Below are 25354 nucleotides of genomic sequence, written 5' to 3'. Positions count from 1 at the left end.
CGTGCCGTCACTGCACCGGATGGGGAGTTAGCTCAGCCGGTTAGAGCAGGGGACTCATAATCCCTTGGTCGCGGGTTCGAGCCCCGCACTCCCTACGGCCCCGCCCGTCGACTTCACCCACTTGTCGGCGGGCGGGGCTTTTTCGTGCCCTCTTTTCGTGCTCTTTTGTCGTGCACTCAGGGTGCCTATTTTTGTTCATGGAATGCATCAACGGTGATGAAAATGAGTAAATGACGAACGAAGACGCACCATAGCGTTCAATACGGTAGGGTTGAAGAGTCTTGTCACGAAAGACAGTGTGATGCCGCCGGTAGATGCCGATTCAGCCGGTAGGTGTTGCTTCCACACACCATACGAGAGGATCTCAATGTCGGAGAACACTCCCAACAACCCGTCGCAGGGTGCAGCCGGCGGCTACGGCTACGACGCCGGCGCACACCCCGCGCAGGATGCTTCGCTTCCGGGTCAGGCTGCTCAGCCGGGTAACGCAACTCAGGCTGCCCAGCCGAGCCAGCCCATGCAACCAAGCCAGCAGGGTAATGCTGCTCAGCCTGCCGCGCCGGTAGCACCGCAGCAGCCCGTCCAGCCTCAGCAGGCGCCTCAGCCCGCTCAGGTAAACGCTAATGCACAGCCGAATGCTGAGGCTCAAGCAACCCCCGCGCAGCCCGGCCAGCCTGCCGCCGCATCCCAGCCCGGTGCCGCTCAGCCCGGTGTTGCGCCTCAGCCCGGTCAGCCCGGCCAGGCAACCTATGCGCCGAGCGCACCGCATCCGGCGGTGAAGGCACTGGGTACTACCTGGAACGCGTTCCTGGACGTTTTCTCCAGCAACCCGGCGACCGCGCACGCCCGCATCTCTTCCGCAGGTGTGTGGGGTTGGATTGTTCCCACGACTCTGCAGGCGCTGGCGGGCGCGTTCTTCTTCAGCCGGCTGGTAATTCTGGCGGCGGTTGTCATGATGTCCATGTTGGGATACATGTTTGGTGGCCGAAGTGGTGCCGCCTACGGTGGTGCCTACGCCGCACAGGCTGTGCCGACCGGACGCATGATTCTGGCGTACGTGCTGATGGCTCTCGCCATCTTTGGTGTGCAGGTTCTGCGCGGTGTGCAGCTGCAGCTGACCGCGCGCATTGGCAAGGCTCCGGCATCCTTCACCGCGAGCATGCACGCGGTGTCGGTGTCTTCTTTGGCGCTGATTCCTTCGTTCCTGGTGCTGAACCTGCTCATCTTCTTCTTGAGCCTCACCCGTAGCGGTGGCGGGGCGTTCTTCCTGACCATGCTCATGGGCCTGGTGCTTGCTTTCGCCGTGTTCTCGGGCGAGGCGCTCACCTACCTGGGTCTGAACCGTCTGGGCCGCTTCGCGAAGTCCCCGATTATCATGCACGCGGCGCTGAGCACTGCTTGGGTTTTTGCCTCCATGATTGTTTACTACGTGGCTATTCGCCTGATGGGAGCCTAGTATGCACGCAATGACTCACGCCCCGAGTGCACCGGCTCGTCAGCGCTGGATGTTCCTGGCGGTTCTGCTGACCATTGCCGCCCTGATTCTGAGCGCCTGCGGTGCGAAGATTGAGACTCAGCTGGGCCTTGAGAGTGCCGAGAAGGGCACCCGTACCATGCAGGTTTCCTTTAACCTCAAGGACAACAAGGACAAGATTAAGGGCGGTTCGGAGGCTCTGGATGCGTCCGTGCGTAAGCACCTGCCCGAGGGCCTGGAATACGGTGGTATTCAGTCTGAGGGTGACAAGGCACGTGCGACCTTCACCATTCCCTTCTCCTCTGTGGATGAGTACCGTAACAAGGTTGCTTCTATCCTGAAGGCTGCTGGTTCCAAGACCGAGCCTACCGTCACTATTCTCAATACCGAGCAGGGCCTGGTGCAGGGTATCCAGGTGAAGGAAAACTTCAGCTCGAAGGAGCTGCTGGATTGGGTCCCCGAAGCTCTTGTTGTTGATGGCGTGATTGAATCCTCCAACAAGAACAGTGTGTTCAACAGCAGCGGCAGCGAAACCACTGTGAAGTTTGGCGAGAAGGAAGTAAAGAATTCCGGCGGTTCCACTATCTCTGCGAAGGACGTGCAGGACCGTGGATTCAAGGCGATGGTTCTTGAGCTTCAGGAAAAGGACGGTGGCTACTCTGCTACTGCCTCCTTCGTAGCGAAGGACATCATGAACTCGGAGACCGCTGCTGCGATCGACGCCTACCTGAACCAGGTCAAGCCTGAAGGCTCCGAGCTGAAGAAGGGTCTGGAGTCTTCCCAGGCAACCTACATGGCTCCATCTGCTTCTACCAGTGCGGCGAAGGAAGAAGTGGGTCGTACCCTGACCTTCAGCGCATCCTCCCTGGACGACCTGAACACTAAGCTGAAGAAGCTGCTGGGTGCAGGTACCACCGATTTGAGCTACACCCGAGAGGTCAAGGAAGAGTCGAAGACCTTCTATGTGCGTAAGACCATGAAGGGCGTGCTGGACTGCTCGCTGCTGTGTTCTCCGGAAGGCAACGGCCTGGAAGTCATCCTGAAGGACAGCTCCGGCCACAGCTATCAGGTTGATAACACCGGCAACTCTGGCTCTTCCTCTTCGAAGAGCGTCCTTCACCTGAGCCGTTACCTTTCGCAGCAGGTGGCTATGAAGGGCATGAAGGTGGCTACTTCCCTGGGCCTGGACGGTTCCATGGAGGCACGTTTCCTCTACTCCTTCCCGAGCTCTGACGTAGCTGGTGCAGAAGAGGCTCTGAAGAATGCTTTTGCTTGTGGTAGCAATGACGAGACTGAGGTCCGCCAGGACGGCGACGCCACCATCGTGAGCGTGAAGGTTCGCGGTAAAGACGAAGCTGAGTTCAACCAGCGACTGAATGAATACCTGCCCGAATCGAAGGTGACCGTCACCCGCTCCGGTGGCTACCACCCCTTCGGCAGTGACTACACTCTGAAGCCGGATATTAAGCTCGTTCAGAAGCTGGGTAACTACTACCGTGTTCCTTACGAACTCACTTTCAAGGCACCGACCTTCTCCTCGCTGGACCAGCAGAAGGTGAACACCCTCAACTATGATTTGGCGCGTGCCGGTGTGCAGTTCACCGTCAATGGTGGCGAGCTGAGCGTCAAGAGTGAGAACGGTGTGTTTAGCGGTAACGCGTTGACTATTCCGGTGTCCGGTCTGAGCATGACTGACGTAATCGTGGATGCGGTTATTGTGGGTCTGCTACTGCTCATCCTGATTCTGCTCTTCCTGTTCCGCAAGAAGATTGCGGCGGCTCGTGCGAAGGGCCGTGAGCGTCGTGCCGCTTCGGCTGCGGCACTGGGCGCGGCGGCGGGTGTTGCGACCGGTTACGGCGCAACCCAGGCTGACGCGCAGAACGGCTACCAGGCACAGGGCGAGGGCGGCTACGCTGCTCAGAATGGCTATGCCGCTCAGCCCGGTTACCAGGCACAGGGGGGCTACCCGGCGCAGAACACCGCCTACGCTGCGGGTGATGATTCGCCGACTCAGGTGTTCACCCCGCAACACGGCCTGAACTACGGCGAGAACGAACCGACCAAGGCAATGCCCGCGTATATCCCTCCGACTGAGCAGCCCGCTCAGCCGGTTCAGCCCGGTCAGACTGCTCAGCAGCCTGCACAGCCCAACCAGCCTGTACAGCCTGTACAGCCTGTACAGCCGAACCAGTTCGGTGCTGATGACGGTGACGTCCTCCAGTAAGTAGCTGCCTCTAGCACCTACGCTAGTGGGCACAACTTAGGCTGGCTCCTGTGGCCCGTTGCCTCCTTCCCCGGAGGTGACGGGCCACAGCTGTATCTGGTTCGGCTCATACTCGGCGCTAATACCCGCGCCTAATATCCGCCCGGCACGGGTAGCAGAATGCTAGGTTTCTTCGACCCCAGCAGGCTCATGGGGTTGATATATTCGGCGGTCTTGCCGCTGCCGTCCCCGCGGGCGCCTCCCTGTCGTACGCCCCAGTACAGGCAGAGGGTGGAGCATCGCCGGTAGGGGCGCTCGCTGTTGCCGTCCGCCGCGCCTGCGATGGTGCCGATGACATCACCGGCTGCAACGGTGGTGCCGACCGGTAGTGCCTCATCCATGGGTTCGAAAGTGCTACGCCGCCCATCCGGATGCGCAATGACCAGTACTTTGCGGTTGACGACTGTGCCGCTGAAAACCACTTTTCCCGGTGCCGGTGCGTAGACGCGCCGATCGTTTACGGGTACGGCAAGGTCTACGCCGCGGTGCCCTGCGCTCCAGCGTTGGGCGGGATTCTCAAAGGGGCGGATCACCCGCGGCCTGGATTCGGCGGTGGGGGAGCGGTAGCGTAGTCGGCTCGCGGTGAGCTCAACGGTGTGGGGAAGGTGCGCGCTGCTGGGAGCTTGCGCACTTGAGGCGGCACCGTCAGTAAAACCTGCCCCGCCTGTAAAACTGAGCCAGCCCGAATAACCCTGACTGCCCGCGTAGACCTGCCCGCCTGCGCTCACAAGTGCACCCAGCAGGCAGCAGGCCGTCAGCATTGCGTGCCGTAGCGTTGTCGCTAATGTCTTCATGTTCTGCTTCATCTTCTGAGCACATCACGAATTGCCTCGCCCTGCAGCGCCTCACGAAAAATTGTGGATAACCCCGCCGTTTTCGCCTTAAAATCCTTTATCCACAGTGCCCCTGCACACACCCGCCGCGCCTGTGCAGGTTTTAACCCTAATCCGGCGGATTAATCGCGGAATATACGGTACAATGTCGTATTGCAGTGTGCCTGCGCGGGTATTCTCCCTCATCGAGGGATTCCGCACAGTATCGCTGACGACGCGCGGCGTGAGCGGCATCCTCAAACGGGGAGCCGATAAGGGACCTTCGGTCCACCCATACGGGGTGGTTAGGGCCTGAGCTGAACGGGTAACCGTGAATGCTAACCGCCGCCAGGAAAAACTGATAACTACTATGCGCGCGTTGGGCTAGCCCGAATGGGAGGTCCGCGCGGCACCACAAAGGAGACGACATGCCCGTCGTAACTATGCGTGAAATGCTGGACTCCGGCGTTCACTTCGGTCACCAGACCCGCCGTTGGAACCCCAAGATGAAGCGTTTCATCCTGACCGAGCGCAACGGCATCTACATCATCGACCTGCAGCAGTCCCTCGCCTTCATCGACAAGGCATACGAGGCTGTTAAGTCGACCGTCGCACACGGTGGCAACATCCTGTTCGTGGGTACCAAGAAGCAGGCTCAGGAAGTTATCGCTGAGCAGGCAACCCGCGTGAACATGCCCTACGTGAACCACCGCTGGCTCGGTGGTATGCTGACCAACTTCAGCACCATCTCCAAGAGCATCGAGCGCATGAAGGAACTCGAGCAGATTGACTTCGACGATGTAGCAGGTTCTCGCTACACCAAGAAGGAACTGCTCCTCATGCGTCGCGAGTTCGAGAAGCTCGAGAAGACCCTCGGCGGTATCCGCAACCTGTCCAAGGTTCCCTCCCTCCTGTGGGTTGTTGACACCAAGAAGGAGCACCTGGCAGTTAACGAGGCTCAGAAGCTGGGCATCCCCGTTGTTGCTATCCTCGACACCAACTGCGACCCCGACGAGGTTGCTTTCCCGATCCCCGGTAACGACGACGCTATCCGCTCCGTCAACCTGCTCACCCGCGTGATTGCTGACGCAGTGGCAGCCGGCCTGATCGAGCGCAACGCTAAGAAGAACGGCAAGGCTGAAGCAGCTGAGGAGCCCATGGCAGCTTGGGAGCGCGAGCTCCTGGAGCAGCACGAGGCTGCACAGGCTGAAGAGGCTGCTAAGTAAGCTTTCTTAGCCCACTAAGCTTTATGCTTTGTGGCCCCCGCCCGTGGGGACCACGTTCGGACGGCGCCCGCCCTGACCTGGGCGCGGCGCCGTCCGCCATTTGTACCACCGGGATGTCATCCCGATTTATTACAGCAACACAAGGAGTTCACAATGGCGAACTACACCGCAGCAGACATCAAGGCACTGCGCGAGAAGACCGGCGCAGGTATGCTCGACGTCAAGAAGGCTCTGGACGAGGCTAACGGCGACCAGCAGAAGGCTGCTGAGATCATCCGCGTTAAGGGTCTGAAGGGCATCACCAAGCGCGAGGGTCGCGCAACCGCTGAGGGCCTGGTAGCTGCACGCGTTGAGAACGGCGTTGGCTACATGATCGAGGTCAACTCTGAGACCGACTTCGTGGCAAAGTCCGACCCCTTCATCGCTTTCGGCCAGAACGTGCTCGAGGCTGCTATTGCTGCTAACGCTTCCACCCTGGAAGAGCTGCAGGCTGCATCCTACGAGGGCAAGACCGTTGAGGAGCTGACCACCGACGCTGGTGCACTGCTCGGCGAGAAGATCGTTGTCCGCCGCGTTGCACGCGTTGAGGGCGAGAACGTTGCAGTTTACCTGCACAAGACCTCCAAGGACCTGCCCGCACAGGTTGGCGTTCTGCTGGCTGTCTCCGGTGAGAACACCGACGAGATCGCACACGACGTTGCAGTTCACATTGCTGCAATGAGCCCCAAGTACCTGGATTCCGAGTCCATCCCCGCAGACCAGATCGAGACCGAGAAGCGCGTTGCTCGCGAGACCGCAATCGCTGAGGGCAAGCCCGAGAAGATTCTGGACAAGATCGTTGAGGGTCGCCTGAAGGGCTTCTTCAAGGAGAACACCCTGCTCGATCAGGACTTCGCAAAGGACTCCAAGAAGTCTGTCGCACAGGTTCTGTCCGAGGCTGGCGCAACCGCTACCGCATTCGCACGTTTCCGCGTGGGCGCATAAGGACTCGCTGCAGTTCTGCCCTCCCGTATTGCGGGTTCCCGGTAAGGGAAATCGTATGAGGTTGGGATTATAGCCTGAAGCCGGGTAGTCACCACTGGTGGCTACCCGGCTTTGCTGTATCCTTGATAAGGACTAGGCGGCAGGAGTCCGCCCCAATCACCCATAACAATCCCTAGGTAAGCCACTGGAGGAACCATGACTGAAGCGAATCCCCGCCCGATGCACCGTGACGAGACCGGCCGCCGCCGCGTTTTGCTCAAGCTTTCCGGTGAGGTTTTTGGTGGCGGTGAAGTCGGTATTTCTACCGAGGTCGTGCGCAGCATCGCTAAGCAGATCGCCGCAACTGTTGGCGAGGTTGAGACCTCCATCGTGATTGGTGGCGGTAACTTCTTCCGTGGCGCTGAACTCTCTCAGGCGGGTATGGATCGTTCCCGTGCAGACTACATGGGTATGCTCGGCACCGTGATGAACTCCCTGGCTCTGCAGGACTTCCTGGAGCAGGAGGGTATTGACACCCGCGTTCAGTCCGCTATCACCATGCCGCAGGTTGCTGAGACTTACATTCCTCGCCGCGCGATTCGCCACATGCAGAAGGACCGCGTCGTGATCTTCGGTGCTGGTGCGGGTCTGCCCTACTTCTCCACCGACACTGTGGCTGCTCAGCGCGCCCTGGAAATCCACGCAGATGAGGTTCTGGTCGCTAAGAACGGCGTGGACGGCATCTACACTGCTGACCCGAACAAGGACCCCAACGCTGAGCGCCTGTACAACCTCACCTACGATGAGGCAATGCAGCGCAACATCCGCGTGCTGGACCAGACTGCGTTCTCCCTGTGCCGTGACAACAACGTGACCATGCGCGTGTTCGGCATGCAGGGTGAGGGTAACGTGACCCGCGCGATTCTGGGCGAGAAGATGGGTACCCTCGTTACTCGCTAACGCCTAATTTTCTAGGCCGGGGCATGTTTGATGCCCCTCTGATTGTGACCGTGCTCGATAGCGCGGACTTATTCTGGACGGTACCGCGCGGGTAAGCGCTAAAACTCGCTTATGCCCGCCGGTACCGTCTAGACTTATATCAAATACGACGTTCTGCCTCTTTCCCGACGACTTCGCATTATCCTTACGGTTTTCGCCTCGGATGCGCCGCGAACCGGTAGGGAAATCATGAAGGCTGAACGCGCACCCACCGACAATTCTGGTACCCCAGAATACCGACAAAGGAGATCCTTTCGTGATCGAAGAAATCCTTGCCGAAGCCGGCGAGAAGATGGAAAAGACCATCGAAGCAACCAAGACTGAGTTCGCTAAGGTTCGTACCGGTCGTGTGAACCCCGCAATTTTCAGCGGCCTGACCGCCGAGTACTACGGTGCACCGACCCCGCTGCAGCAGCTGGTGTCCTTCAACGTTGAGGACGCACGTACCGTCAAGATCGTTCCCTTCGACGTGACCGCACTGGCGGCTATTGAGAAGGCTCTGCGTGACTCTGACCTGGGTGTTAACCCCAGCAACGACGGTGCAGCTATCCGCGTTGTCATGCCCGAAATGACCGCTGAGCGCCGTAAGGAATACACCAAGCTCGTCAACAGCAAGGCTGAGGAGTCCCGCGTTTCCATCCGTAACGTTCGCCGCCACGCTAAGACCGCTATCGACAAGCTCGTCAAGGACAGCGAAATCGGTGAGGACGAAGGCGCACGCGCTGAGAAGGAACTGGACGCACTGACCAAGAAGCACATCGACCAGGTCGACGCACTGTACAAGCACAAGGAAGCTGAACTGCTCGAGGTCTAAACCCTAATGAGTGCACGCAAAGAAGCGAAAGAAGAGAGAGGCACGCCGCCTGCTCCACAGTCGAGCCCGCAGACCGCTGCAACGCCGGTGAAGTCGCGTAGCGCCAAAGCAGGCCGTAACCTGCCCGCCGCCATTGGTGTGGGTGTTGGTTTCGGTGTGCTGTTGGTGCTCGGCCTGATGTACCAGCCGATTTTTGTGGCGCTTGCAGCTGCCGCGGCTGGCCTGGGCGCCTGGGAGATTGGGCACGTGCTCAATACTCGCCGCGGCTACGGCATCCCGGAGTACCTGCTGGGTGCCCTGTCTGCCGCGATTGTGGCGGTGTCTTACCTGTTCAGTTTTACCGGGTTGGGCATCGCCCTGGCGGTGAGCCTGCTGGTGCTGCTTCTCTCTTCTGCTCTTGTGCGTGCGGACCGTCAGGTTTCGTTGGGTAAGTCCTTGGGCGGTAGCGCCCTCGCACTGCTGTGGGTGCCGCTGATGCTGGGCATCGCCATGGTCTACTTCCAGGTGGACCACGGCGAGCGCGGCGTCCTCATGATTCTGCTGATGGCAATCTGCAATGACACGTTCGGCTTTATTGCCGGCGTGAATTGGGGTAAGCACCCGATGGCGCCGAAGATCTCCCCGAAGAAAAGCTGGGAGGGCCTGGCTGGTTCCTTCGTCGGTTCGGCGGTGGTTGGTGCTATCGCGTTGGCGGTCATGGGTTCGCCCTGGTATTGGGCTATTCCGTTGGCGGCGGTCATGGTGGTCGCTTCGACTGCCGGTGACCTGGTCGAGTCCGTGTTCAAGCGCCGTATGGGTGTGAAGGACATGTCGAATATCCTGCCCGGTCACGGCGGCATGATGGATCGCCTAGACTCGATTCTTTTCGCTGCGGCGGCTGGCTGCCTGATTTTCCGGTTTATTATGCCGCTCTAAAGCCTGAAGCTTTTATCGCTTATGGAGGCGGGGCGTTTCTTCCCACGAGTGGGGGAGGGGCGCCCCGCCTCTGCTGTACCCGCTTTCGCTGTACCCGGTGAATAGGGGCGTAAAAGGCTATATCTAAGACACCGCCCGCCAACCTTGCACCAGGTAGCCTGCGCATTGGTATTCTTAAAGTTCAATCGTCGAGAGGAGCCCACTTTGGCAAGCACCACCCACGGAGGCGGATTTGCCCGTGCAGGAGAAACCGAACCCGGCTACAAGCGCAGTGAAGTAGACCGCCTGTTCACCCGCCTCGCCGAGGACTACGAGAAGCTCAGCGGAGCCGCCGAACTACCCGAAGACCTCTACACCTCCCGACGAATCCGCCAGGTCGTCTTCCGTGAAGAACCCGGCGGCTACCAGCTGGATGTGGTCGACCGCGCCCTCGAAAAGATTGAGGAACGCTTCGCCAAGCTTGAACGCAGCCGCTACATTGAGGCGTACGGCCTGGACAACTGGGAACGCTCCCTCGTAGAGACCGGCGAGCTGCTCGCTGGCCGCCTGGAACGCCCTGCCGGTGAGCGTTTCCGCCGCCCCAGCAAGCGCCGCCACATGGGCTATTTCGTCGGCGACGTGGACGCCATCTGCGACCGCGTGTACGCCCAGCTCAACAGCGAAGAGCCGCTGGACCCCTCCGTGGTGCGCCACGCAAAGTTCCGCCCCGCCTCCGGCACCGTCAGCTACGAAGAATCCCAGGTGGATGCTTTCCTGGACCGCTGCATTGAGCTGCTGCAGGATCTGCTCTAAAACGTGAAGTGTTGAATCCCCCGCCCCGTATGACAGGGTGGGGGATTCTTCTGCTCTGGGGTCTTCTAAGCTGGGGCTCATCTATGCTGGGGTTCATCTATTCTGGGGTTCGTCTACGCTGGGCCTTCTAACATGAGAGGCGGCGCCAGTACCCGAATCCACCCGCGAGCTCATGAGACACTAGAACCATGAAGTTTGGATCCTCAGCACGCGTCGGCGGCAGCCGCGACCGCCTCACCGACGCCCTCACAGAACTCACCCGCGCACCGCAGCGCGTCACCCTCCTCGGCTCAACCGGCTCCATCGGCACCCAAGCCATGGAAGTCATCGACCACCTCGCCGCGCTCAAAGGCACCAGCGCCTCCGCCGCCGACGCACCGCTGAAGGTTGTCGCCCTCTCCGCAGGCTCCCGATCCCTCGAACTGCTCGCACACCAGGCAGTGCACGTGCGCGCCGAACTGGTCGCCACCAGCGGCACCGCCGACGACGCGCAGCGCCTCCGCGAACTCATCGAAGCGGCAGCCTCCGAAGCCGGCATCACCGGCTACACCCCGCAGATTGCCCACGGTCCCGAAGCATCCGTACAGGCGGCAGCACACCCGGCAGACACCGTCCTCAACGGCATCACCGGCTCCATCGGCCTGGAACCGACCCTCACCGCCCTCAACAGCGGCTACCGCGTGGCACTGGCCAACAAGGAATCCCTCATCGCAGGCGGCCCGCTCGTACGCGCCGCCGTCGACGCATCCCCCCTGAACACCCCCATGGTGCCTGTCGACTCCGAACACTCCGCCCTCGCGCAGGCGCTCGCCTCCGGAACCGATGCAGAAATCGACCGACTCATCCTCACCGCATCGGGCGGCCCGTTCCGCGGCTACAAGCGTGAACAGCTGCACGACGTGACCCCCGCGCAGGCACTCGCACACCCCACCTGGGACATGGGCCTGGTCGTCACCACCAACTCGGCAACCATGGTCAACAAGGCACTCGAAGTGCTTGAGGCGCACCACCTGTTCGGCGTGGACCTGGACCGTATCGACGTGGCGGTTCACCCGCAGTCCATCGTGCATTCCATGGTGCAGTTCGTGGACGGCTCGACCATCGCGCAGGCATCCCCGCCGAGCATGGTTCTGCCCATCGCGCTGGGTCTGACCTGGCCGCACCGTATCCCCGGTGCTGTGCCTGCTTGTGACTGGTCGAAGGCGGCATCCTGGACTTTTGAGCCGCTGGACGAGGAAGCATTCCCCGCCGTGCGCATGATCAAGGACGCCGGTAAGGTCGGCGGCACGCACCCGGCAGTGTTCAACGCCGCCAATGAGGAAGCCGTCGCTGCATTCCATGCGGGCGCGATTCGCTTTACCGACATTGTCGATTCGGTCGCACGCGTGCTGGAGGAGCACACCGGCAGTGCTGAGGCTGTTTCTGACGCTGATTTAACGCTGGAGGCTGTGCTGAACGCGGAGCGTTGGGCTCGCGTTCGCGCGAATGAGCTGCTGGGTATGACCGGACGCTAAATCGCTTCTGCGGTGCGGTGTTCGTCCTCGTTCCTACAGGGGCACCCACCCTCGCTTCGCTTCGGGCACCCTGATGTCACTTCGGACGACACCGCCCCTCCGCATACACGCTAGGCTACCCGAGGTGGCGCGCCGTGTTTTCCGGATGCGCCCTCAGGGTGTCACACGGACGCTCTCCGAAGCGGAGCGAGGAGAGGGCGGAGCGTCCGGGTGACGGGTGCCCCTGCGTAGGCGCGGAGGAAACATGCGGCGTGCCATCCTAGACACTGCATGAGGCGAGAGGACGAACACCGCCCCCCTTGCCTCCCCTCCCGGCGCATAGTAGGCTAGTGTTCAAAATATGTTCTCTCAAGGGCAAACAACGAAGAGCCCCTGAACGAGCGAACAAAGATGCAGCATATATTTCACGAGGAAGTGCCCACCTATGCGTCGACAGAACACCCTACGAACCCTAGCCGGGGCTATACTCCCGCTGACCCTGCTGCTTAGCTCCTGCGCGTCCGGGCAACCCAGCGGCGGTTCCTCGGCGTCCGCTAACGCTGAGAAGGCGTATAGCGCCTCCACGAATCCCGATAACCAAGCTATCGAAAAAGTAGAGAACCTCGCTTCACTTTCTGACAACGTTGCCCGTGCCTACCAGCGTTCCCTGAGCCAGTGCATGACTGAACGAGGTTTCCCGAACTACAAGGTTCCTGCAGGAGAAACTGAACCCCCGCTGCTACAGACCACTGGTTTCGAACCTCTCACCGTCGCGGATGCCCGCACTCGCGGATACAAAGAGCGCTGGTCTTTGGTAACTGCTGAGCTGGAAGAGCAGAGCCGCACTATGAGCGACGCTGAAATGCAGGCTCTTAACGGCACCGAAGGAAAGGGCGGTTGCCAGCAAGAAGCCACCCGCGCAGTCTTCGGTTCAGAAGAATCCCGCGCAACCATACGAAAGGTCTACATTACTGCGGTTCACTATCTTAACAACGACGCGATTACCAAAGACCTTGGGCCTGCCACCGAGAAGTGGGCACAGTGCATGAAAGAACGCTTCGGAGGCGACTACACCACTCCGGATATGGCTCGCGAACAGTACCGCCAGAACAACCAGGACACCCACGAGCTGGCGATCAACGATGCGACCTGCCGCGAAGCAACCGGGCTGGATGCAGAACAGCGAAAGATGGCTATCGCTTACCTGAGTTCCTTCCTCGAAAAGGAGCAGGGTCTCATCGAGCAGGTGACCACGATCAAGAAAACCGCTGAAGAGAACGCCCGAAAGATTCTGAGCTAACTCTCCGGGCTAATCAGACCGGACTAACCAGAACAGGCGTACAGAGTAGCCACGGAGGCTGCACCTCGTCACAGCGTATTGTGCCCGGCACGTATCCCCGTGCCGGGCACAAACTAACCCCACACGGCACCGCCGCCTAAGCCCAAACGGCACAGACAATAGCGTTCCCGTACGCGCACCCAAAGAAGGGACCCCATGAGCGCCACCCCCAGCCGTCAGAAGAAAACCCTCTGGCTCTACGGCATTATCGCCCTGCTCCTCATCATCACCGTGGGTACGCTCATCAGCGCTCAAAACATCAAAACCACCGCCCAAAAAGACGCGGAAGCGGCACCCCCGGACCCCTCCACCATCACCGCCACGGTCACCCGCGAAAAACTGCGCACCACTGTGCCCCTGACCTGCACCGCGAACTACGCCACCTCAACCCCGCTACGCTACAGCGGCGAAGGACAGTACACCGCAATCACCATCAAACACGGTGACACCGTCGGCAACGGAACCCTCATCGCAGAAGTCAACGGTGAACCTCTCATCACCCTCACCGGCGGCTTCGCGCTCTACCGCGACCTCAAACTCGACGATAGCGGCCCCGACGCTGCACTCCTCAACGAGGCACTGACTGCCATGGGACGTCAGGGCCCGCAGCCCGCGCGCATCACCGAAGACACCTACGAGGCTCTCAACAACCTCCTCGACAGCCTCGGCTACGCGCACGTCAAGACTGACCAGCCCATTCCCGCCCGCTACTTCCTCATCATCAACCGTGCCGGAGTTGTCACCGGCAACCCCCGCGCAACCGGCGCTATCGCAGATGGTCCCGTAGCCACCATCGCAGAAGGTAGCAAGACCCTCAGCTGCACCGGAACCACCGGCAGGCTCACCCCCGAAGCCCGTAGCGGCCAGAAGGTAACCGTGCCCTCCCTCGGCGATACTGAGTACGTCGCAACCCTCGGATACAAGAACACCACCGAAGCCGTAGGTGCCGCAGGCAACAGCCAGGCCGGTCGCCAGGCCAATGGTGCAGAAGGTGCGGCTGGCTCCAACCTCAACGGCGCAGCAGGTGCTGCAGGAAGCACCGAAGGGGAACGCATCCTCACCCTCGACGTAGGGGATAAGGCGGACAGCCTCCGAGGCGCCGTCAACGCGGAACTCACCCTCGAAGAAACCCCCGAAGCGCACCTGGTCGTGCCCTCATCAGCGCTCTACACCCGTGACGGACAGACCCGAGTCATCGTGCTCGGCCCCGAAAGCTCCAACGGATCGAAGGCCCGCGAAGAACGCGAGGTAACCGTTACCGTCATCAGCAACGCCAACGGCAAGAACGCCGTCACCGGTGACCTGCACGAAGGCGACAGCGTCAAAATCATGCGCGAGAAAAAGTAGGGAGTAGCCATGACTGACTCCCGCGCCGCTCACGCGCACCCACCAGCCTATAGCGTCGATATTCAGGGAGTGTCCCAGCACTTTATGCAGGGTGACACTCGAATTGACGTGCTCAAAAATATTGACCTGAAAGTCCGCTACGGAGAAGTCGTCGCAATCCTGGGACCGTCCGGCAGCGGCAAATCAACCCTGCTGAACATCCTCGGTCTGCTCAGCACGCCCGCCTCCGGCAGCTACCTGCTGGACGGTACAGACACCGCAACCTTCAACGCGGCACAGCGAGCTGAAGCGCGCCTGGACAGCATCGGTTTCGTCTTCCAAGCGTTCCACCTCATCGAGCATAAGAACGTGTACCGCAACGTTGAGCTACCGCTCATCTACCGTGGCGTGCCCAAAGCGGAACGAGCACAACGGGTTGCGGATACTCTCGCCCTGCTGGGGTTGAGCCACCGGACGGATGCACCCATCACCACTCTCTCGGGCGGTGAAAAGCAGCGTGTGGCTATTGCTCGTGCGCTCATTGGGGAACCGGCGTTGCTGCTCTGTGATGAGCCGACCGGCTCGCTGGATGAAGAGCTCACCCGTGAAGTCATTGACCTGCTCCGCGAATGTACGGGCGATCAGCAAAGCACGATTGTGATTACTCACGACCCGCTCGTGGCGGAGCACTGCGACCGGGTGCTACGTATGCACGAGGGGCAGCTCATCGAGCAGGATGCACTGCGGCAGGAAGAAACGACCGCCCGCGCGTCTCTAAACCTGCCTAGCTTTGCTGAGGAACAAACATCTAAGCCGCAGAGCAGTGGTCGTGCACCCTGGGCGCTCGCCTCCCTCAAAGAAGCCTGGGACGCTACCGTGCACCGGGTGAGGCGCAATATCTTCACCATGCTTGGTGTGGTTCTGGGTATCGCTTCGCTCGTGTTGACCGTTGGTCTGACCGCCACCATTTCTGGGCAGTTGGCTGACAGTTTCGACATTTTTAGGGCTAAGCACCTGACGATAAGCTCGACCCGAACTGAACCCCTGAGCCGGGCTGAACTCTTGAGCCTGGCGGCAAGTGAGAACTACCGGCGTGTTAGCCAGCTGAACGGAGTGACCGGTACCGCGCTGGTGGATCAGCTGTATGAATCCGCGGATATTCAGCGCGGTCCAGACAACTTTGGTGAGCGCGGTGCTAACGTGACGGCTGCCGTCCGTGCGGCAACCCCCAGCATCTTTAGCGTGCAGGGTCATGAACTGGTGTGGGGCCGCACTTTCGACGAGGGGCATGTGGAGCGGAACGATAAGGTCGTGGTGCTCAGCGAAAGCGTGATGCGCCAGCTTGCGCTACCCTATAGCCCCGGAGTTACGGTCTATATTCACGATGAGCCGTACACCGTCATCGGTGTGGTGCGGGAGAATCCCTCGCTGACTCTGTCATACGGTTCGGTCTACCTGCCTCTGGGCGCGAAGCCTGGTGCCGATGTTGAAGAAGCGCAGCCCGCTGCCGGTGGCGGTGCCGCTGCGGCGCAGACCGGTAAGCGTTCCACTCAGATCGTGGTGAGTACTGTTGCCGGTGCCGCAAACCAGATTGCGGAGGAAGCACCGTACGCGCTCTCGCCGGAACGTCCCGCCCTGTATAGCGTGAGTGTGCCGCCGGAGCCGAAGACCCTTCGTGAGGCTGTCGACCAGCAGCAACGCACCATGCTTCTAGCCATGAGCGTTATTACCCTCGTAATTGGTGCGATGGGCATTATGAATACGTTCTTGGTTGCGGTGATGGAGCGTCGCCGTGAGGTTGGTTTGCGTCTGGCTATTGGTATGCGCCCTTCGGGTATTCTGCTGCAGTTCTCGGCGGAGGCGCTGCTGACCGGCATCCTGGGCGCTGTGGCTGGTATTGTGCTGGCGGTTAACGGCATCTCGATTGTGTCTTTGATGAACCGTTGGACGCCGATTATTAGTGCCGACACTATTCTGCTGGGCCTGGGCGCTGGTGCGCTGGTTGGTGTGTTGGCTGGTCTGTACCCGGCGGCGAAGGCTTCGCGTATTGATCCGGCACAGACCCTGGCGGCAGGCTAGTCTCGTTGAGTAGGGGCGGAGGGGCGGTGTCGTCCGTAGTGACATCAGGGTGCCCGAAGCGAAGCGAGGGTGGGTGCCCCTGTAGGAACGAGGACGAATACCGCCCCTCCTCAACGCGTCCCAAACAAGCCCAAAAGAAAGCGGGGGAGGGCGCCTTCACAGGCTAAGCGAGTATCCTAGAAGCTTCGTATCCCCGAACCGAAACGAGAAAAAGCGTGGAAATCCTGCTGTACGCTGTGGGCATTATCCTCATGGCAATCGCTATTGCCGTCTCGATTGCCCTGCACGAGGTGGGGCATCTGGTGCCCGCGAAGCTGTTCAATGTGCGCGTCCCGCAGTACATGATTGGCTTCGGTAAGACCGTGTTCTCTTTCCGCCGCGGCGAGACTGAGTACGGTTTCAAGGCGATCCCGTTGGGCGGTTACATTTCGATGATTGGCATGTACCCGCCGAGCCCTGCGGAGGTGAAGGAGCACCATGAGGAGGGCCATTCGGGCAGTACCAGCCCGTTTGCGTCCTTGGCTGAGGAGGCGCGTGCGGCGGATGCTGAGCGCATGAAGCCCGGTGATGAGGACCGCCTGTTCTATAAGTTGCCGGTGCTCAAGCGCATGGTGATTATGCTGGGTGGCCCGACCATGAACCTGCTGATTGGTGTGGTGTGTACTGCTGTGCTGATTTGTGGTTTTGGTACGGCGCAGGTGACGAATAAGGTGTCGGCGGTGTCTGAGTGCGTGCCGAGCGTGAATGTTACTCATGATTCGATTAGCTATGGCGAGTGTACGGATAAGTCCACCCCGTCGCCGGCGAAGGCTGCTGGTGTGCAGGTGGGTGACCGTGTGGTTGCTGTGAATGGTGCGTCGACGGGTTCGTGGGAGGCTGTGTCTTCGGCGATTCGTGCGGCGGGTTCTCATCCGAGCACTTTGACGGTGGAGCGTAATGGTCAGCGTCTGGATTTGTCGGTGACTCCGGTTGAGATGATCCGCCCGGTTTCTGATGGTAAGGGCCAGTATGCGCGTGCTGCGGATGGTTCGATTGCGACGACTCGCGGCGGTTTTGTGGGTGTTTCGCCGTCGAGTGAGTTGGTGCCTGGTTCTATTACTGAGGTGCCTGCGATGGTGGGCGATACGCTCTCTCGTGTGGGTTCGTCGATGTTGTCGTTGCCGCAGCGTGTGTGGGAGTTGACGGTGACTTTGGTGACTGGTGGTGAGCGTAGTGTTGAGTCGCCGGTGTCTGTGGTTGGTGTGAGTCGTATTGCCGGTGAGGTGACGGCTACTGACCGTATTGATGTGAAGGCGAAGGCTGCGATGTTGGTCTCGCTGGTGGCGAATATGAATTTGATGCTTTTTGCGTTTAATCTGATTCCGCTTCTGCCTTTGGATGGTGGCCACGTGTTGGGTGCGCTCTGGGAGGGTGTGCGTCGTTTCTTTGCACGTTTGACTGGGCGTAAGGATCCGGGTCCGTTTGATCCGGTGAAGTTGTTGCCGTTGACGTATGTGGTGGCGGGCGCGTTCATTGTGATGTCTGTCATTCTGATTGTGGCGGATATTGTTAAGCCCATCACCCTGTTTTAGTGTGTTGTCACACGCGGTAAGGGTACCCGTATTAGTGCTTTCTTTCGCGTCAGTGGCACAATAAAAAGTTGAACGAAGGATGCGTCGTACGTCCTTCATAACCCATGTATGGAGGAAAACCTTGTCGGTCAGCCTTGGTATGCCGAAGCCCGCTCCCGCGGTTCTGTCCCCGCGTCGTAAGACTCGCCAGTTTAAGGTGGGTTCTGTCGGTGTTGGTTCTGAATCTCCGATTTCGGTGCAGTCGATGACGACCACTAAGACCCACGACATTGGTGCGACTCTGCAGCAGATTGCTGAGTTGACCGCTGCCGGTTGCGATATTGTGCGTGTGGCGTGCCCGACTGATAAGGATGCGGAGGCTCTGCCCATTATTGCGAAGCAGTCCCGTATTCCGGTGATTGCTGATATTCACTTCCAGCCGAAGTACGTGTATGCGGCTATTCAGGCTGGTTGCGGTGCTGTGCGTGTGAACCCGGGTAATATCCGTAAGTTCGATGACCAGGTGAAGGAAATCGCTCAGATGGCTTCGGACCACGGCGTTTCTCTGCGTATTGGTGTGAATGCTGGTTCGCTGGATAAGCGTCTGTTGGAGAAGTACGGTAAGGCTACTCCGGAGGCTCTGGTTGAGTCTGCTGTGTGGGAGGCGTCGCTCTTTGAGGAGCACGGTTTCCGTGATTTCAAGATTTCTGTGAAGCACAATGACCCTGTGGTAATGGTGGAGGCGTACCGTCAGCTTGCTGAGCGTGGTGACTGGCCCCTGCACCTGGGTGTTACTGAGGCTGGTCCGGCGTTCCAGGGCACTATTAAGAGCTCGGTGGCGTTTGGTACTCTGCTGTCTCAGGGTATTGGCGATACTATTCGCGTGTCGCTGTCTGCTCCTCCGGTTGAGGAGGTGAAGGTGGGCACCAAGATCCTGGAGTCGCTGAACCTTCGCCCCCGCAAGCTGGATATCGTTTCGTGCCCGTCGTGTGGTCGTGCGCAGGTGAACGTGTGGGAGCTTGCTGAGAACGTGACTAAGGGCCTGGAGCACATGAAGGTTCCGCTGCGTGTTGCCGTGATGGGTTGCGTGGTGAACGGTCCGGGTGAGGCTCGTGAGGCTGACCTGGGTGTGGCGTCCGGTAACGGTAAGGGCCAGATTTTCGTGAAGGGTGAGGTCATTAAGACCGTGCCTGAGGATCAGATTGTTGAGACTCTGATTGAAGAGGCGACCCGTATTGCTGCTGAGATGGAGGCTTCGGGCGAGTACGTTCCCGAGGGTTCCCCGGCTGTTTCGGTGAGCTAGTTAGCTTTTGTGCGCGGAGGCGCCCTGGTGAGGGCGCCTCCGCGCTTTTCCGGTGATGTCCGGTTATGTCTGGTTATGGTGGTGGCAGGCTTGGTGCTTGCCGCTGCCGGTTGTGGCCGCAGGATCCGGTTGCTTTTTCGGGGGTGCGTGTCCCCGTGTTTTCACTTATTTTTTTGTCGCTCATTCTCTATCACTCAACAGGTCATGTTCACTCTTTTTTCTCGCCGCCGTAAGGCTAATCGTGCCCGGCGTGCTGCTGCTTCGTCTGCTGCTGTTTCGTCGATGGGCTCTTCCCCTATGCCTGATTGCGTGAAGGAACACGTTTTTGCTCTGGATGCTCGGTGGTGCGATGAGCTGGAGGAGGTCCTGTTCAGTGACCCGGTCCCGAATCTGTACTCCATTGAGCATTATTTGGCGTGCCCTCTTCCGGTGAGGTCCCCGCGTATTCCGCTGCACTACTATCAGGGTTTTGTGGGTTGTGAGCGGGATGGGCAGCTGTGCTGTGTGCTTTTGTTGGGTTCGAATGTGGTGCCGGTGCGGCTGTGCGGTGCTGCGGTCGAACATGATGTTGCCGAACGTGTAGAAACCTCTGATGCCACCACCCTGGATGCTACGGCGCTCGCGCATCGTGACGCGCTGGCTCAGCTGCTACTGCAGGTGGGTTCTCGCCTGGATTCCATGTTCGGTGAGAGCACCTTCGTGATGCCCCTGTGGACGCGCATGCAGGAGCTGTGCGAGCAGACTCGCGGTGGTAAGAGCCCGCTGTTGCAGATGCTGCAGCCGAGCCTGGGTGACGGTTGCGATCACCGTGCGCGGGTTCTGTCGGAGCGTCCCAATCAGCCGCTGCTGTATCTGCCGCCGGAGAAGGACCTCGCCCGCTTCTACGCCGTGGAGCTTCCTGAGCTGCCGGCGCACCTGCCCGCGCCTCTCAAACCCGTGCCCATCAAACCCGAGCCCCTCAAGCCGGGGCAGAGCCCCGCCGGCGCTTCTCAACTCAGCGGTGAGCCTGCCGGGTATGCGCGCCTTGCCACCTCCGCGGACCTGGGGGAGCTTCTGCCCGCCGCGGCCGCCATGTTCACCGAGGAGGTCGGCTTCGACCCGGTTGCCCGCTACGGTGACGGCTATGCGGCGCGCCTGCGCACGCTCATTGCCGGTCAGCGTAGCGCCATTGTCACCGACGTGAACGGGCGGGTTATCTTCAAGGCGGATGCGGGCATCGTGAACCTGGACGCCGCGCAGGTGCAGGGCGTGTGGCTACATCCGGACTACCGCGGCTGCGGTCTGGCTAAGCCGTTCTTTGCCTCCGCCGCGCAGGTTCTGCAGCGCCGCTACCCGCATTTGAGCCTGTACGTGAACGACTACAACGCCCATGCTCTTGCCATGTACCGGGGGACCGGTTGGGAGCAGATTGGGCAGTTCTCGACCATTATTTTTGAGCGCTAAACACGCCGAACCTTAAAACGCTATAAAATTAAAGACGGCTGTGCCTTTTTCACGGCTCACCCGGTGAGCCTCGGGCACCCTACCTAAACCTATCGACCTTTCAAGGAGAATCGTGGTACTTCGCCTTTCCAACCTCTTCGTGCGCACTCTGCGCGAGGACCCCGTAGACGCTGAGGTCGCCAGCCACAAGCTGCTGGTCCGCGCCGGTTACATCCGCCGCGCAGCCCCCGGCGTGTACACCTGGCTGCCCCTGGGCCTGAAGGTACTGCGCAAGGTCGAGAACATCATCCGCGAAGAGATGGACGCCATTGGTGCGCAGGAAGTTCACTTCCCCGCACTGCTGCCCCGCGAGCCCTACGAAGCAACCAACCGCTGGGACGAGTACGGCGATAACCTCTTCCGCCTCAAGGACCGCAAGGGTGCAGACATGCTGCTGGCCCCCACCCACGAGGAAATGTTCACCCTGCTGGTGAAGGACCTGTACTCCTCCTACAAGGACCTTCCGGTTTACCTGTACCAGATTCAGACCAAGTACCGCGATGAGGCGCGCCCCCGCGCGGGCCTGCTGCGCGGCCGCGAGTTCGTTATGAAGGACTCCTACTCCTTCAACATTGACGATGAGGGCCTGAACGAGGCGTACATGGCTCACCGTGCCGCCTACCAGCGCATCTTCGAGCGCCTGGGCCTGGAGATTGTCATTGTGACCGCACAGTCCGGCGCGATGGGTGGCTCCCGCAGTGAAGAGTTCCTGCACCCGACCCCCATCGGTGAGGACACCTTCGTGCGTTCCGCGGGCGGCTACGCGGCAAACGTTGAGGCCGTCACCACCGTGGTTCCCGAGGAAATCGAAATCACCGAGGACACCCCGGCGGCAATCGTCGTGGACACCCCCGACTCTGCCACCATTGAGACCCTGGTGGAGCGCATGAACGAACTGCACTCCGAGGTGACCGGCGGCACCCTGGAAGCTTCGCAGACCCTCAAGTGCTTCCTGGGCACCGTCATCACCCCCTCCGGTGAGCGTAAGGTCTTCGCCGTGGGCGTTCCCGGTGACCGTGCCGTGGACCTGGGCCGCGTTGAGGTCAACATCGGCGCCCTTCTGGGCATCGGCGGCGAGGTTGAGGTTGAGGCAGCCAGCGAAGAGGACCTGAAGGCATACCCGCAGCTGGTCAAGGGCTACATTGGCCCCGGCCTGAGCCTGGACGCGCCCCTGTTCGGTGCGCACACCGAGGACGAGGATGCGGTAGCTTCCGCAACCGGCATTCCCTTCTTCGTCGACCCCCGCGTGGTGCGCGGTACCCGCTGGGTGACCGGCGCAAACGAAGAGGGCAAGCACGTGGCGAACCTGGTCTTCGGCCGCGACTTCACCGCCGACGGCGTCATTGAGGCGTGCGAGGTACGCGAAGGCGACCCGGCACCGGACGGCTCCGGCGAACTGGTGGCAGCCCGCGGCATCGAGATGGGCCACATCTTCGCCCTGGGCCGCAAGTACGCTGAGGCACTGGGCCTGAAGGTCCTGGACCAGAACGGCAAGCTGCAGACCGTGACCATGGGCTCCTACGGCGTGGGCGTGACCCGCGCACTGGCTGCTATCGCCGAGGGCAACCACGACGAGAAGGGCCTGATCTGGCCGCGTAACCTGGCACCGGCAGACGTGCACATTGTCATCACCGGCAAGGACGCAGCATCCCACGAGTACGCTGAAGAGCTCAGCGCATCCCTGGAATCCGCCGGCCTGCAGGTCATGCTGGATGACCGCCCGAAGACCAGCCCCGGCGTGAAATTCGGCGACGCCGAGCTGCTGGGTGTGCCCACCATCCTGGTGATTGGTCGCGGCTTCAAGGACGGCGTGCTGGAACTGAAGGACCGCCGCAGCGGTGAGGCTCGCGAGGTGTCCGTCGAGAATGCGGTGGCTGAGGTCATCGCTGAGGTGCGCGGCGCCTAAGGCACGCCACTAGCCCGCAAAAACGTAAAACCATCGCCACCTGCCCCGCCTCCCAAGAGGTGGGGCAGAGCAAGCGGCGGAAGAATGAAAGAAGAGAACTATGGCATACAAGCCGAAGCGTTCTGGCTCTAAGAAGAGCGCCCCGAATGCGCGCGCTCGCCGTGCCGCATCCCGCGTGGCCAATGGTGTGAACACTCCCCGCACTCGCGTTGAGAGTGAGCCCGTGGTGGAGGCACCGGTGCGCGTGGGTACCCGCGCGATCCGTGAGGAAGAAGTTGCCGAGGCGATTGCCCCGGTTATCTCCGAATTCTCGCTGGTGCTGGAGGGCCTGAAGATTTCGGGCCCGGCGGCGAACCGCACCGTGAAGATTACGGTGGACTACACCGCTGAGCGTACCGATTCGCTGTCGCTGGATTCCCTCGCGGAGATTTCCGGTGCGATTTCGAGCGCCCTGGATCGTGCGGATGAAAACGACGAGTTCTTCCCCTACGAGCTGGAGGTGTCCTCGCCCGGCGCTACCCGCGCCCTGACCGAGCGCCGCCACTGGGAGCGTGCCCGCACCCGCCTGATTGCGGTCACCGCACCCGACGGCACCGAGTACCTGGCGCGTCTGCACGAGGTGCAGGATGAGGGGCCGGTGCTGGCTCGTAAGAAGAACACGAAGAAGGGCCAGAAGGAGTCCTACCACGAGCCGTCTTTGCTTCCGTGGGAAAATATTGCTTCTGCTCACGTCGAGATTGACTTCAATTCGCCTGCTGAGCCGGTAGAATAGAGTTATTAAAGCTTCAGGCACGGGGTGCTCCGTGCCAGGTATATACCGTTCGGGAGCCGGGGCGCACTAAGCGTCCCGGCGCCGTGCTAACTGGGAAAGGCTGAAAAGCGTGGAGGATATTAAAACTATTGACCTGGGCGCACTGCGCGCATTGGCGAAGCAGCGCTCTCTCGTCATGGAGGAGCTCTTCACCCTGGTTGAGAACGCCCTGCTGCTCGCATACATGAAGCAGCCCGGCGCTATTAAGGGCTCTCGTGCCGTCATCGACCGCACCACCGGCGAGTTCGTCATTCTGGCTCCTGAGCTTGATGAGGACAACCAGAAGATTGACGAGTTCGACGATACCCCGAACAACTTTGGCCGTATCGCTGCCGCAACCGTCCGTCAGGTTCTGTCGCAGCGTCTGCGTGACGCTGAGGACGCATCCGTTCTGGGTGAGTTCAAGGACCGTGAGGGCACCCTGGTGTCCGGCGTGATTCAGCAGGGCAACAACCCGCGTATGGTTCAGGTTGACCTGGGCACCGTTGAGGCTGTTCTGCCCAGCAACGAGCAGGTTCCGGGCGAGAAGTACCTGCACGGTACCCGCCTGCGCGCCTACCTGGTTGAGGCTCGCCGCGGCCCGAAGGGCCCCTCGATTGTGGTTTCTCGTTCGCACCCGAACCTGGTTCTGCGCCTGTTCGAGCACGAGGTTCCCGAAATTTCTGAGGGCTTGGTTTCCATTAACTCCATCGCACGTGAAGCTGGCCACCGCTCCAAGATTGCTGTGTCCGCGAAGAACCCGACCATTAACGCTAAGGGTGCGTGCATCGGCGATATGGGTGCCCGCGTGCGTGCGGTTGCTGCCGAGCTGAACGACGAGAAGATTGACATTGTCGACTACTCGACCGATCCGGCAACCTTCATCGCTGCGGCGCTGTCCCCGGCGAAGGTCACCGAGGTCATTATCGCGAACCCGCGTGAGTACTCCGCTCGTGCCGTGGTTCCGGACGATCAGCTGTCCCTGGCTATCGGCCGTGAGGGTCAGAATGCGCGCCTGGCAGCGAAGCTGACCGGCTGGCGTATCGATATTCTCTCCGAGTCCAAGTACGCTCAGGTTCGTGCCGAGGAAGAGGTTGCAGCTCGCGTGGCTCGTAGCCTGGCTGAAGAAGCTGCAGTTGAAGAGGCAGCAGAAGAGTCCGCACAGAACGCTGAATAAGCATTAGCCCCGGTGAGGGGCGTATCCCGCGGCATATCCGTTTGATGCAGGCGCAAGATATCGGGCAGGTACGTGCCCGGTGTTCTTGCGCCTGCGTCACAGTTTTGCCCATGATTCTTAAAAACGGGATACACTATTAAGATGTGCCGGTGTGTAACCGGGCGCTTTAACGCGCCCTCGCACACACCGGATAGAGCATCACGAATGTACTGCGAACGCGGTTCTGCACACACGCTAGAGAGGGGAGAGGACCATGAGCAATCACGACCTCACCGCAACCTCCGAAGCGTTTGAAGGACCGGTCCGCACCTGCATCGGATGCCGTGCCCGCGATGAACAGCGCAACCTGCTGCGCATCGCCCGCACACCCGTCACGTCTGCTACCGAGCAGGCGGAAACCCCGCCCTATCAGCCCGATACGGCGGGAACTATGCCCGGACGAGGCGCTTGGATCCATCCGAGCGAAAAGTGCGTAGCCGCTCTGCAGAAAAAGAACGGTCTGGCGCGCGCCTTCAAAAAAGCGGTCCCTGCAGCCCAGCTGCAGGCGTGCTGCGAGCAGATTCGAGCCGTGATTGCGGACTCGACCCCCTCGTAGACGCTTTTCGGGTATATGCCCTCTGTAAGTCAACGAGTTTGACGACTTCTTATCTG

The 25354-nt window shown here is 60.5% G+C and carries 20 protein-coding genes and 1 tRNA gene; 20 read left to right on the top strand and 1 reads right to left on the bottom strand.

All coding sequences use genetic code 11. The features are described from left to right. Positions 1-21 precede the first annotated feature (21 nt). The 3 genes from O3649_RS07040 (at position 22) to O3649_RS07030 (ending at position 3698) form a co-directional block, all read left to right on the top strand. A tRNA-Ile gene (locus O3649_RS07040) sits at positions 22-95 on the top strand. A gap of 272 nt (positions 96-367) precedes the next feature. Continuing rightward, a complete protein-coding gene (locus O3649_RS07035; RefSeq protein WP_371573495.1) occupies positions 368-1456 on the top strand; it encodes a hypothetical protein in 1089 nt (362 codons plus the stop codon). Between the two features lies 1 nt (position 1457). Further along, positions 1458-3698 carry a flagellar motor protein gene (locus O3649_RS07030; protein WP_371573493.1) on the top strand — a complete coding sequence of 747 codons (2241 nt, stop codon included), beginning with the start codon at positions 1458-1460 and terminating at the stop codon, positions 3696-3698. 131 nt (positions 3699-3829) lie between these two features. On the opposite strand, the gene O3649_RS07025 is transcribed toward O3649_RS07030, so the two are convergent. Further along, the gene (locus O3649_RS07025; protein ID WP_102034017.1) at positions 3830-4270 is read right to left on the bottom strand and encodes a M23 family metallopeptidase; all 441 of its coding nucleotides are present in this window, start codon (positions 4268-4270) and stop codon (positions 3830-3832) included. 707 nt (positions 4271-4977) lie between these two features. Between O3649_RS07025 and rpsB the strand changes: the two genes are divergently transcribed. From rpsB to O3649_RS06940, 17 genes are all read left to right on the top strand, one after another. Beyond that, on the top strand, positions 4978-5775 hold the full coding sequence (gene rpsB, locus O3649_RS07020) for a 30S ribosomal protein S2 (RefSeq protein WP_005508818.1): 798 nt from the start codon (positions 4978-4980) through the stop codon (positions 5773-5775). A 153-nt stretch (positions 5776-5928) separates the two neighbouring features. Then, positions 5929-6759 carry a translation elongation factor Ts gene (tsf, locus tag O3649_RS07015; RefSeq protein WP_005508816.1) on the top strand — a complete coding sequence of 277 codons (831 nt, stop codon included), beginning with the start codon at positions 5929-5931 and terminating at the stop codon, positions 6757-6759. 195 nt (positions 6760-6954) lie between these two features. Then, a complete protein-coding gene (pyrH, locus tag O3649_RS07010) occupies positions 6955-7698 on the top strand; it encodes a UMP kinase (protein ID WP_005507067.1) in 744 nt (247 codons plus the stop codon). 295 nt (positions 7699-7993) lie between these two features. After that, complete coding sequence (gene frr / locus O3649_RS07005) at positions 7994-8551, top strand: ribosome recycling factor (protein WP_005508814.1); 558 nt, start codon at positions 7994-7996, stop codon at positions 8549-8551. Between the two features lie 6 nt (positions 8552-8557). After that, positions 8558-9466 carry a phosphatidate cytidylyltransferase gene (locus O3649_RS07000; protein WP_371573491.1) on the top strand — a complete coding sequence of 303 codons (909 nt, stop codon included), beginning with the start codon at positions 8558-8560 and terminating at the stop codon, positions 9464-9466. A gap of 204 nt (positions 9467-9670) precedes the next feature. Next, positions 9671-10258 (top strand): hypothetical protein, encoded by a 588-nt coding sequence (locus tag O3649_RS06995; RefSeq protein ID WP_005507072.1) that lies wholly within the window; start codon positions 9671-9673, stop codon positions 10256-10258. Between the two features lie 188 nt (positions 10259-10446). Next, on the top strand, positions 10447-11772 hold the full coding sequence (gene dxr / locus O3649_RS06990) for a 1-deoxy-D-xylulose-5-phosphate reductoisomerase (protein ID WP_371573489.1): 1326 nt from the start codon (positions 10447-10449) through the stop codon (positions 11770-11772). Positions 11773-12196: 424 nt separating this feature from the next. Continuing rightward, complete coding sequence (locus O3649_RS06985; protein WP_371573487.1) at positions 12197-13051, top strand: chromosome partitioning protein ParA; 855 nt, start codon at positions 12197-12199, stop codon at positions 13049-13051. A gap of 195 nt (positions 13052-13246) precedes the next feature. Then, positions 13247-14437 (top strand): secretion protein HlyD, encoded by a 1191-nt coding sequence (locus O3649_RS06980; protein WP_371573485.1) that lies wholly within the window; start codon positions 13247-13249, stop codon positions 14435-14437. A gap of 9 nt (positions 14438-14446) precedes the next feature. Beyond that, positions 14447-16495 (top strand): ATP-binding cassette domain-containing protein, encoded by a 2049-nt coding sequence (locus tag O3649_RS06975; protein WP_371573482.1) that lies wholly within the window; start codon positions 14447-14449, stop codon positions 16493-16495. A gap of 215 nt (positions 16496-16710) precedes the next feature. Next, positions 16711-18066: an RIP metalloprotease gene (locus O3649_RS06970; RefSeq protein WP_070629112.1), complete on the top strand. Its 1356-nt coding sequence runs from the start codon at positions 16711-16713 to the stop codon at positions 18064-18066. A gap of 139 nt (positions 18067-18205) precedes the next feature. Beyond that, the gene (gene ispG, locus O3649_RS06965; protein ID WP_044142245.1) at positions 18206-19348 is read left to right on the top strand and encodes a flavodoxin-dependent (E)-4-hydroxy-3-methylbut-2-enyl-diphosphate synthase; all 1143 of its coding nucleotides are present in this window, start codon (positions 18206-18208) and stop codon (positions 19346-19348) included. Between the two features lie 204 nt (positions 19349-19552). Then, positions 19553-20791, top strand: coding sequence for a GNAT family N-acetyltransferase (locus O3649_RS06960; protein ID WP_083309137.1), 1239 nt, complete (start codon positions 19553-19555; stop codon positions 20789-20791). A gap of 112 nt (positions 20792-20903) precedes the next feature. Next, on the top strand, positions 20904-22736 hold the full coding sequence (locus O3649_RS06955) for a proline--tRNA ligase (protein ID WP_070594113.1): 1833 nt from the start codon (positions 20904-20906) through the stop codon (positions 22734-22736). Between the two features lie 100 nt (positions 22737-22836). Next, positions 22837-23508 carry a ribosome maturation factor RimP gene (gene rimP, locus O3649_RS06950; RefSeq protein WP_049341694.1) on the top strand — a complete coding sequence of 224 codons (672 nt, stop codon included), beginning with the start codon at positions 22837-22839 and terminating at the stop codon, positions 23506-23508. Positions 23509-23617: 109 nt separating this feature from the next. Next, positions 23618-24703, top strand: a complete 1086-nt coding sequence (gene nusA / locus O3649_RS06945; RefSeq protein WP_070594115.1) for a transcription termination factor NusA — start codon at positions 23618-23620, stop codon at positions 24701-24703. Positions 24704-24956: 253 nt separating this feature from the next. Further along, complete coding sequence (locus O3649_RS06940) at positions 24957-25298, top strand: YlxR family protein (RefSeq protein ID WP_070629115.1); 342 nt, start codon at positions 24957-24959, stop codon at positions 25296-25298. Positions 25299-25354: the final 56 nt, after the last annotated feature.

The organism is Rothia sp. 27098_8_29 (assembly GCF_041432785.1).
Classification (GTDB): Bacteria; Actinomycetota; Actinomycetes; order Actinomycetales; family Micrococcaceae; genus Rothia; species Rothia mucilaginosa.
Note: the sequence above shows the minus strand (reverse complement) of the source record. Positions and strands in the feature narration are given on the sequence as shown.

Excerpts from the sequence above, each read along its gene's own strand:
- O3649_RS06980 (WP_371573485.1), top strand. The coding sequence starts at position 13,247 with ATGAGCGCCACCCCCAGCCGTCAGAAGAAAACCCTCTGGCTCTACGGC.
- dxr (WP_371573489.1), top strand. The coding sequence starts at position 10,447 with ATGAAGTTTGGATCCTCAGCACGCGTCGGCGGCAGCCGCGACCGCCTC.
- O3649_RS06975 (WP_371573482.1), top strand. The coding sequence starts at position 14,447 with ATGACTGACTCCCGCGCCGCTCACGCGCACCCACCAGCCTATAGCGTC.
- O3649_RS06960 (WP_083309137.1), top strand. The coding sequence starts at position 19,553 with ATGTTCACTCTTTTTTCTCGCCGCCGTAAGGCTAATCGTGCCCGGCGT.
- O3649_RS06940 (WP_070629115.1), top strand. The coding sequence starts at position 24,957 with ATGAGCAATCACGACCTCACCGCAACCTCCGAAGCGTTTGAAGGACCG.
- O3649_RS06985 (WP_371573487.1), top strand. The coding sequence starts at position 12,197 with ATGCGTCGACAGAACACCCTACGAACCCTAGCCGGGGCTATACTCCCG.
- O3649_RS07035 (WP_371573495.1), top strand. The coding sequence starts at position 368 with ATGTCGGAGAACACTCCCAACAACCCGTCGCAGGGTGCAGCCGGCGGC.
- O3649_RS07000 (WP_371573491.1), top strand. The coding sequence starts at position 8,558 with ATGAGTGCACGCAAAGAAGCGAAAGAAGAGAGAGGCACGCCGCCTGCT.
- rimP (WP_049341694.1), top strand. The coding sequence starts at position 22,837 with ATGGCATACAAGCCGAAGCGTTCTGGCTCTAAGAAGAGCGCCCCGAAT.
- ispG (WP_044142245.1), top strand. The coding sequence starts at position 18,206 with ATGCCGAAGCCCGCTCCCGCGGTTCTGTCCCCGCGTCGTAAGACTCGC.
- O3649_RS07030 (WP_371573493.1), top strand. The coding sequence starts at position 1,458 with ATGCACGCAATGACTCACGCCCCGAGTGCACCGGCTCGTCAGCGCTGG.
- pyrH (WP_005507067.1), top strand. The coding sequence starts at position 6,955 with ATGACTGAAGCGAATCCCCGCCCGATGCACCGTGACGAGACCGGCCGC.
- rpsB (WP_005508818.1), top strand. The coding sequence starts at position 4,978 with ATGCCCGTCGTAACTATGCGTGAAATGCTGGACTCCGGCGTTCACTTC.
- tsf (WP_005508816.1), top strand. The coding sequence starts at position 5,929 with ATGGCGAACTACACCGCAGCAGACATCAAGGCACTGCGCGAGAAGACC.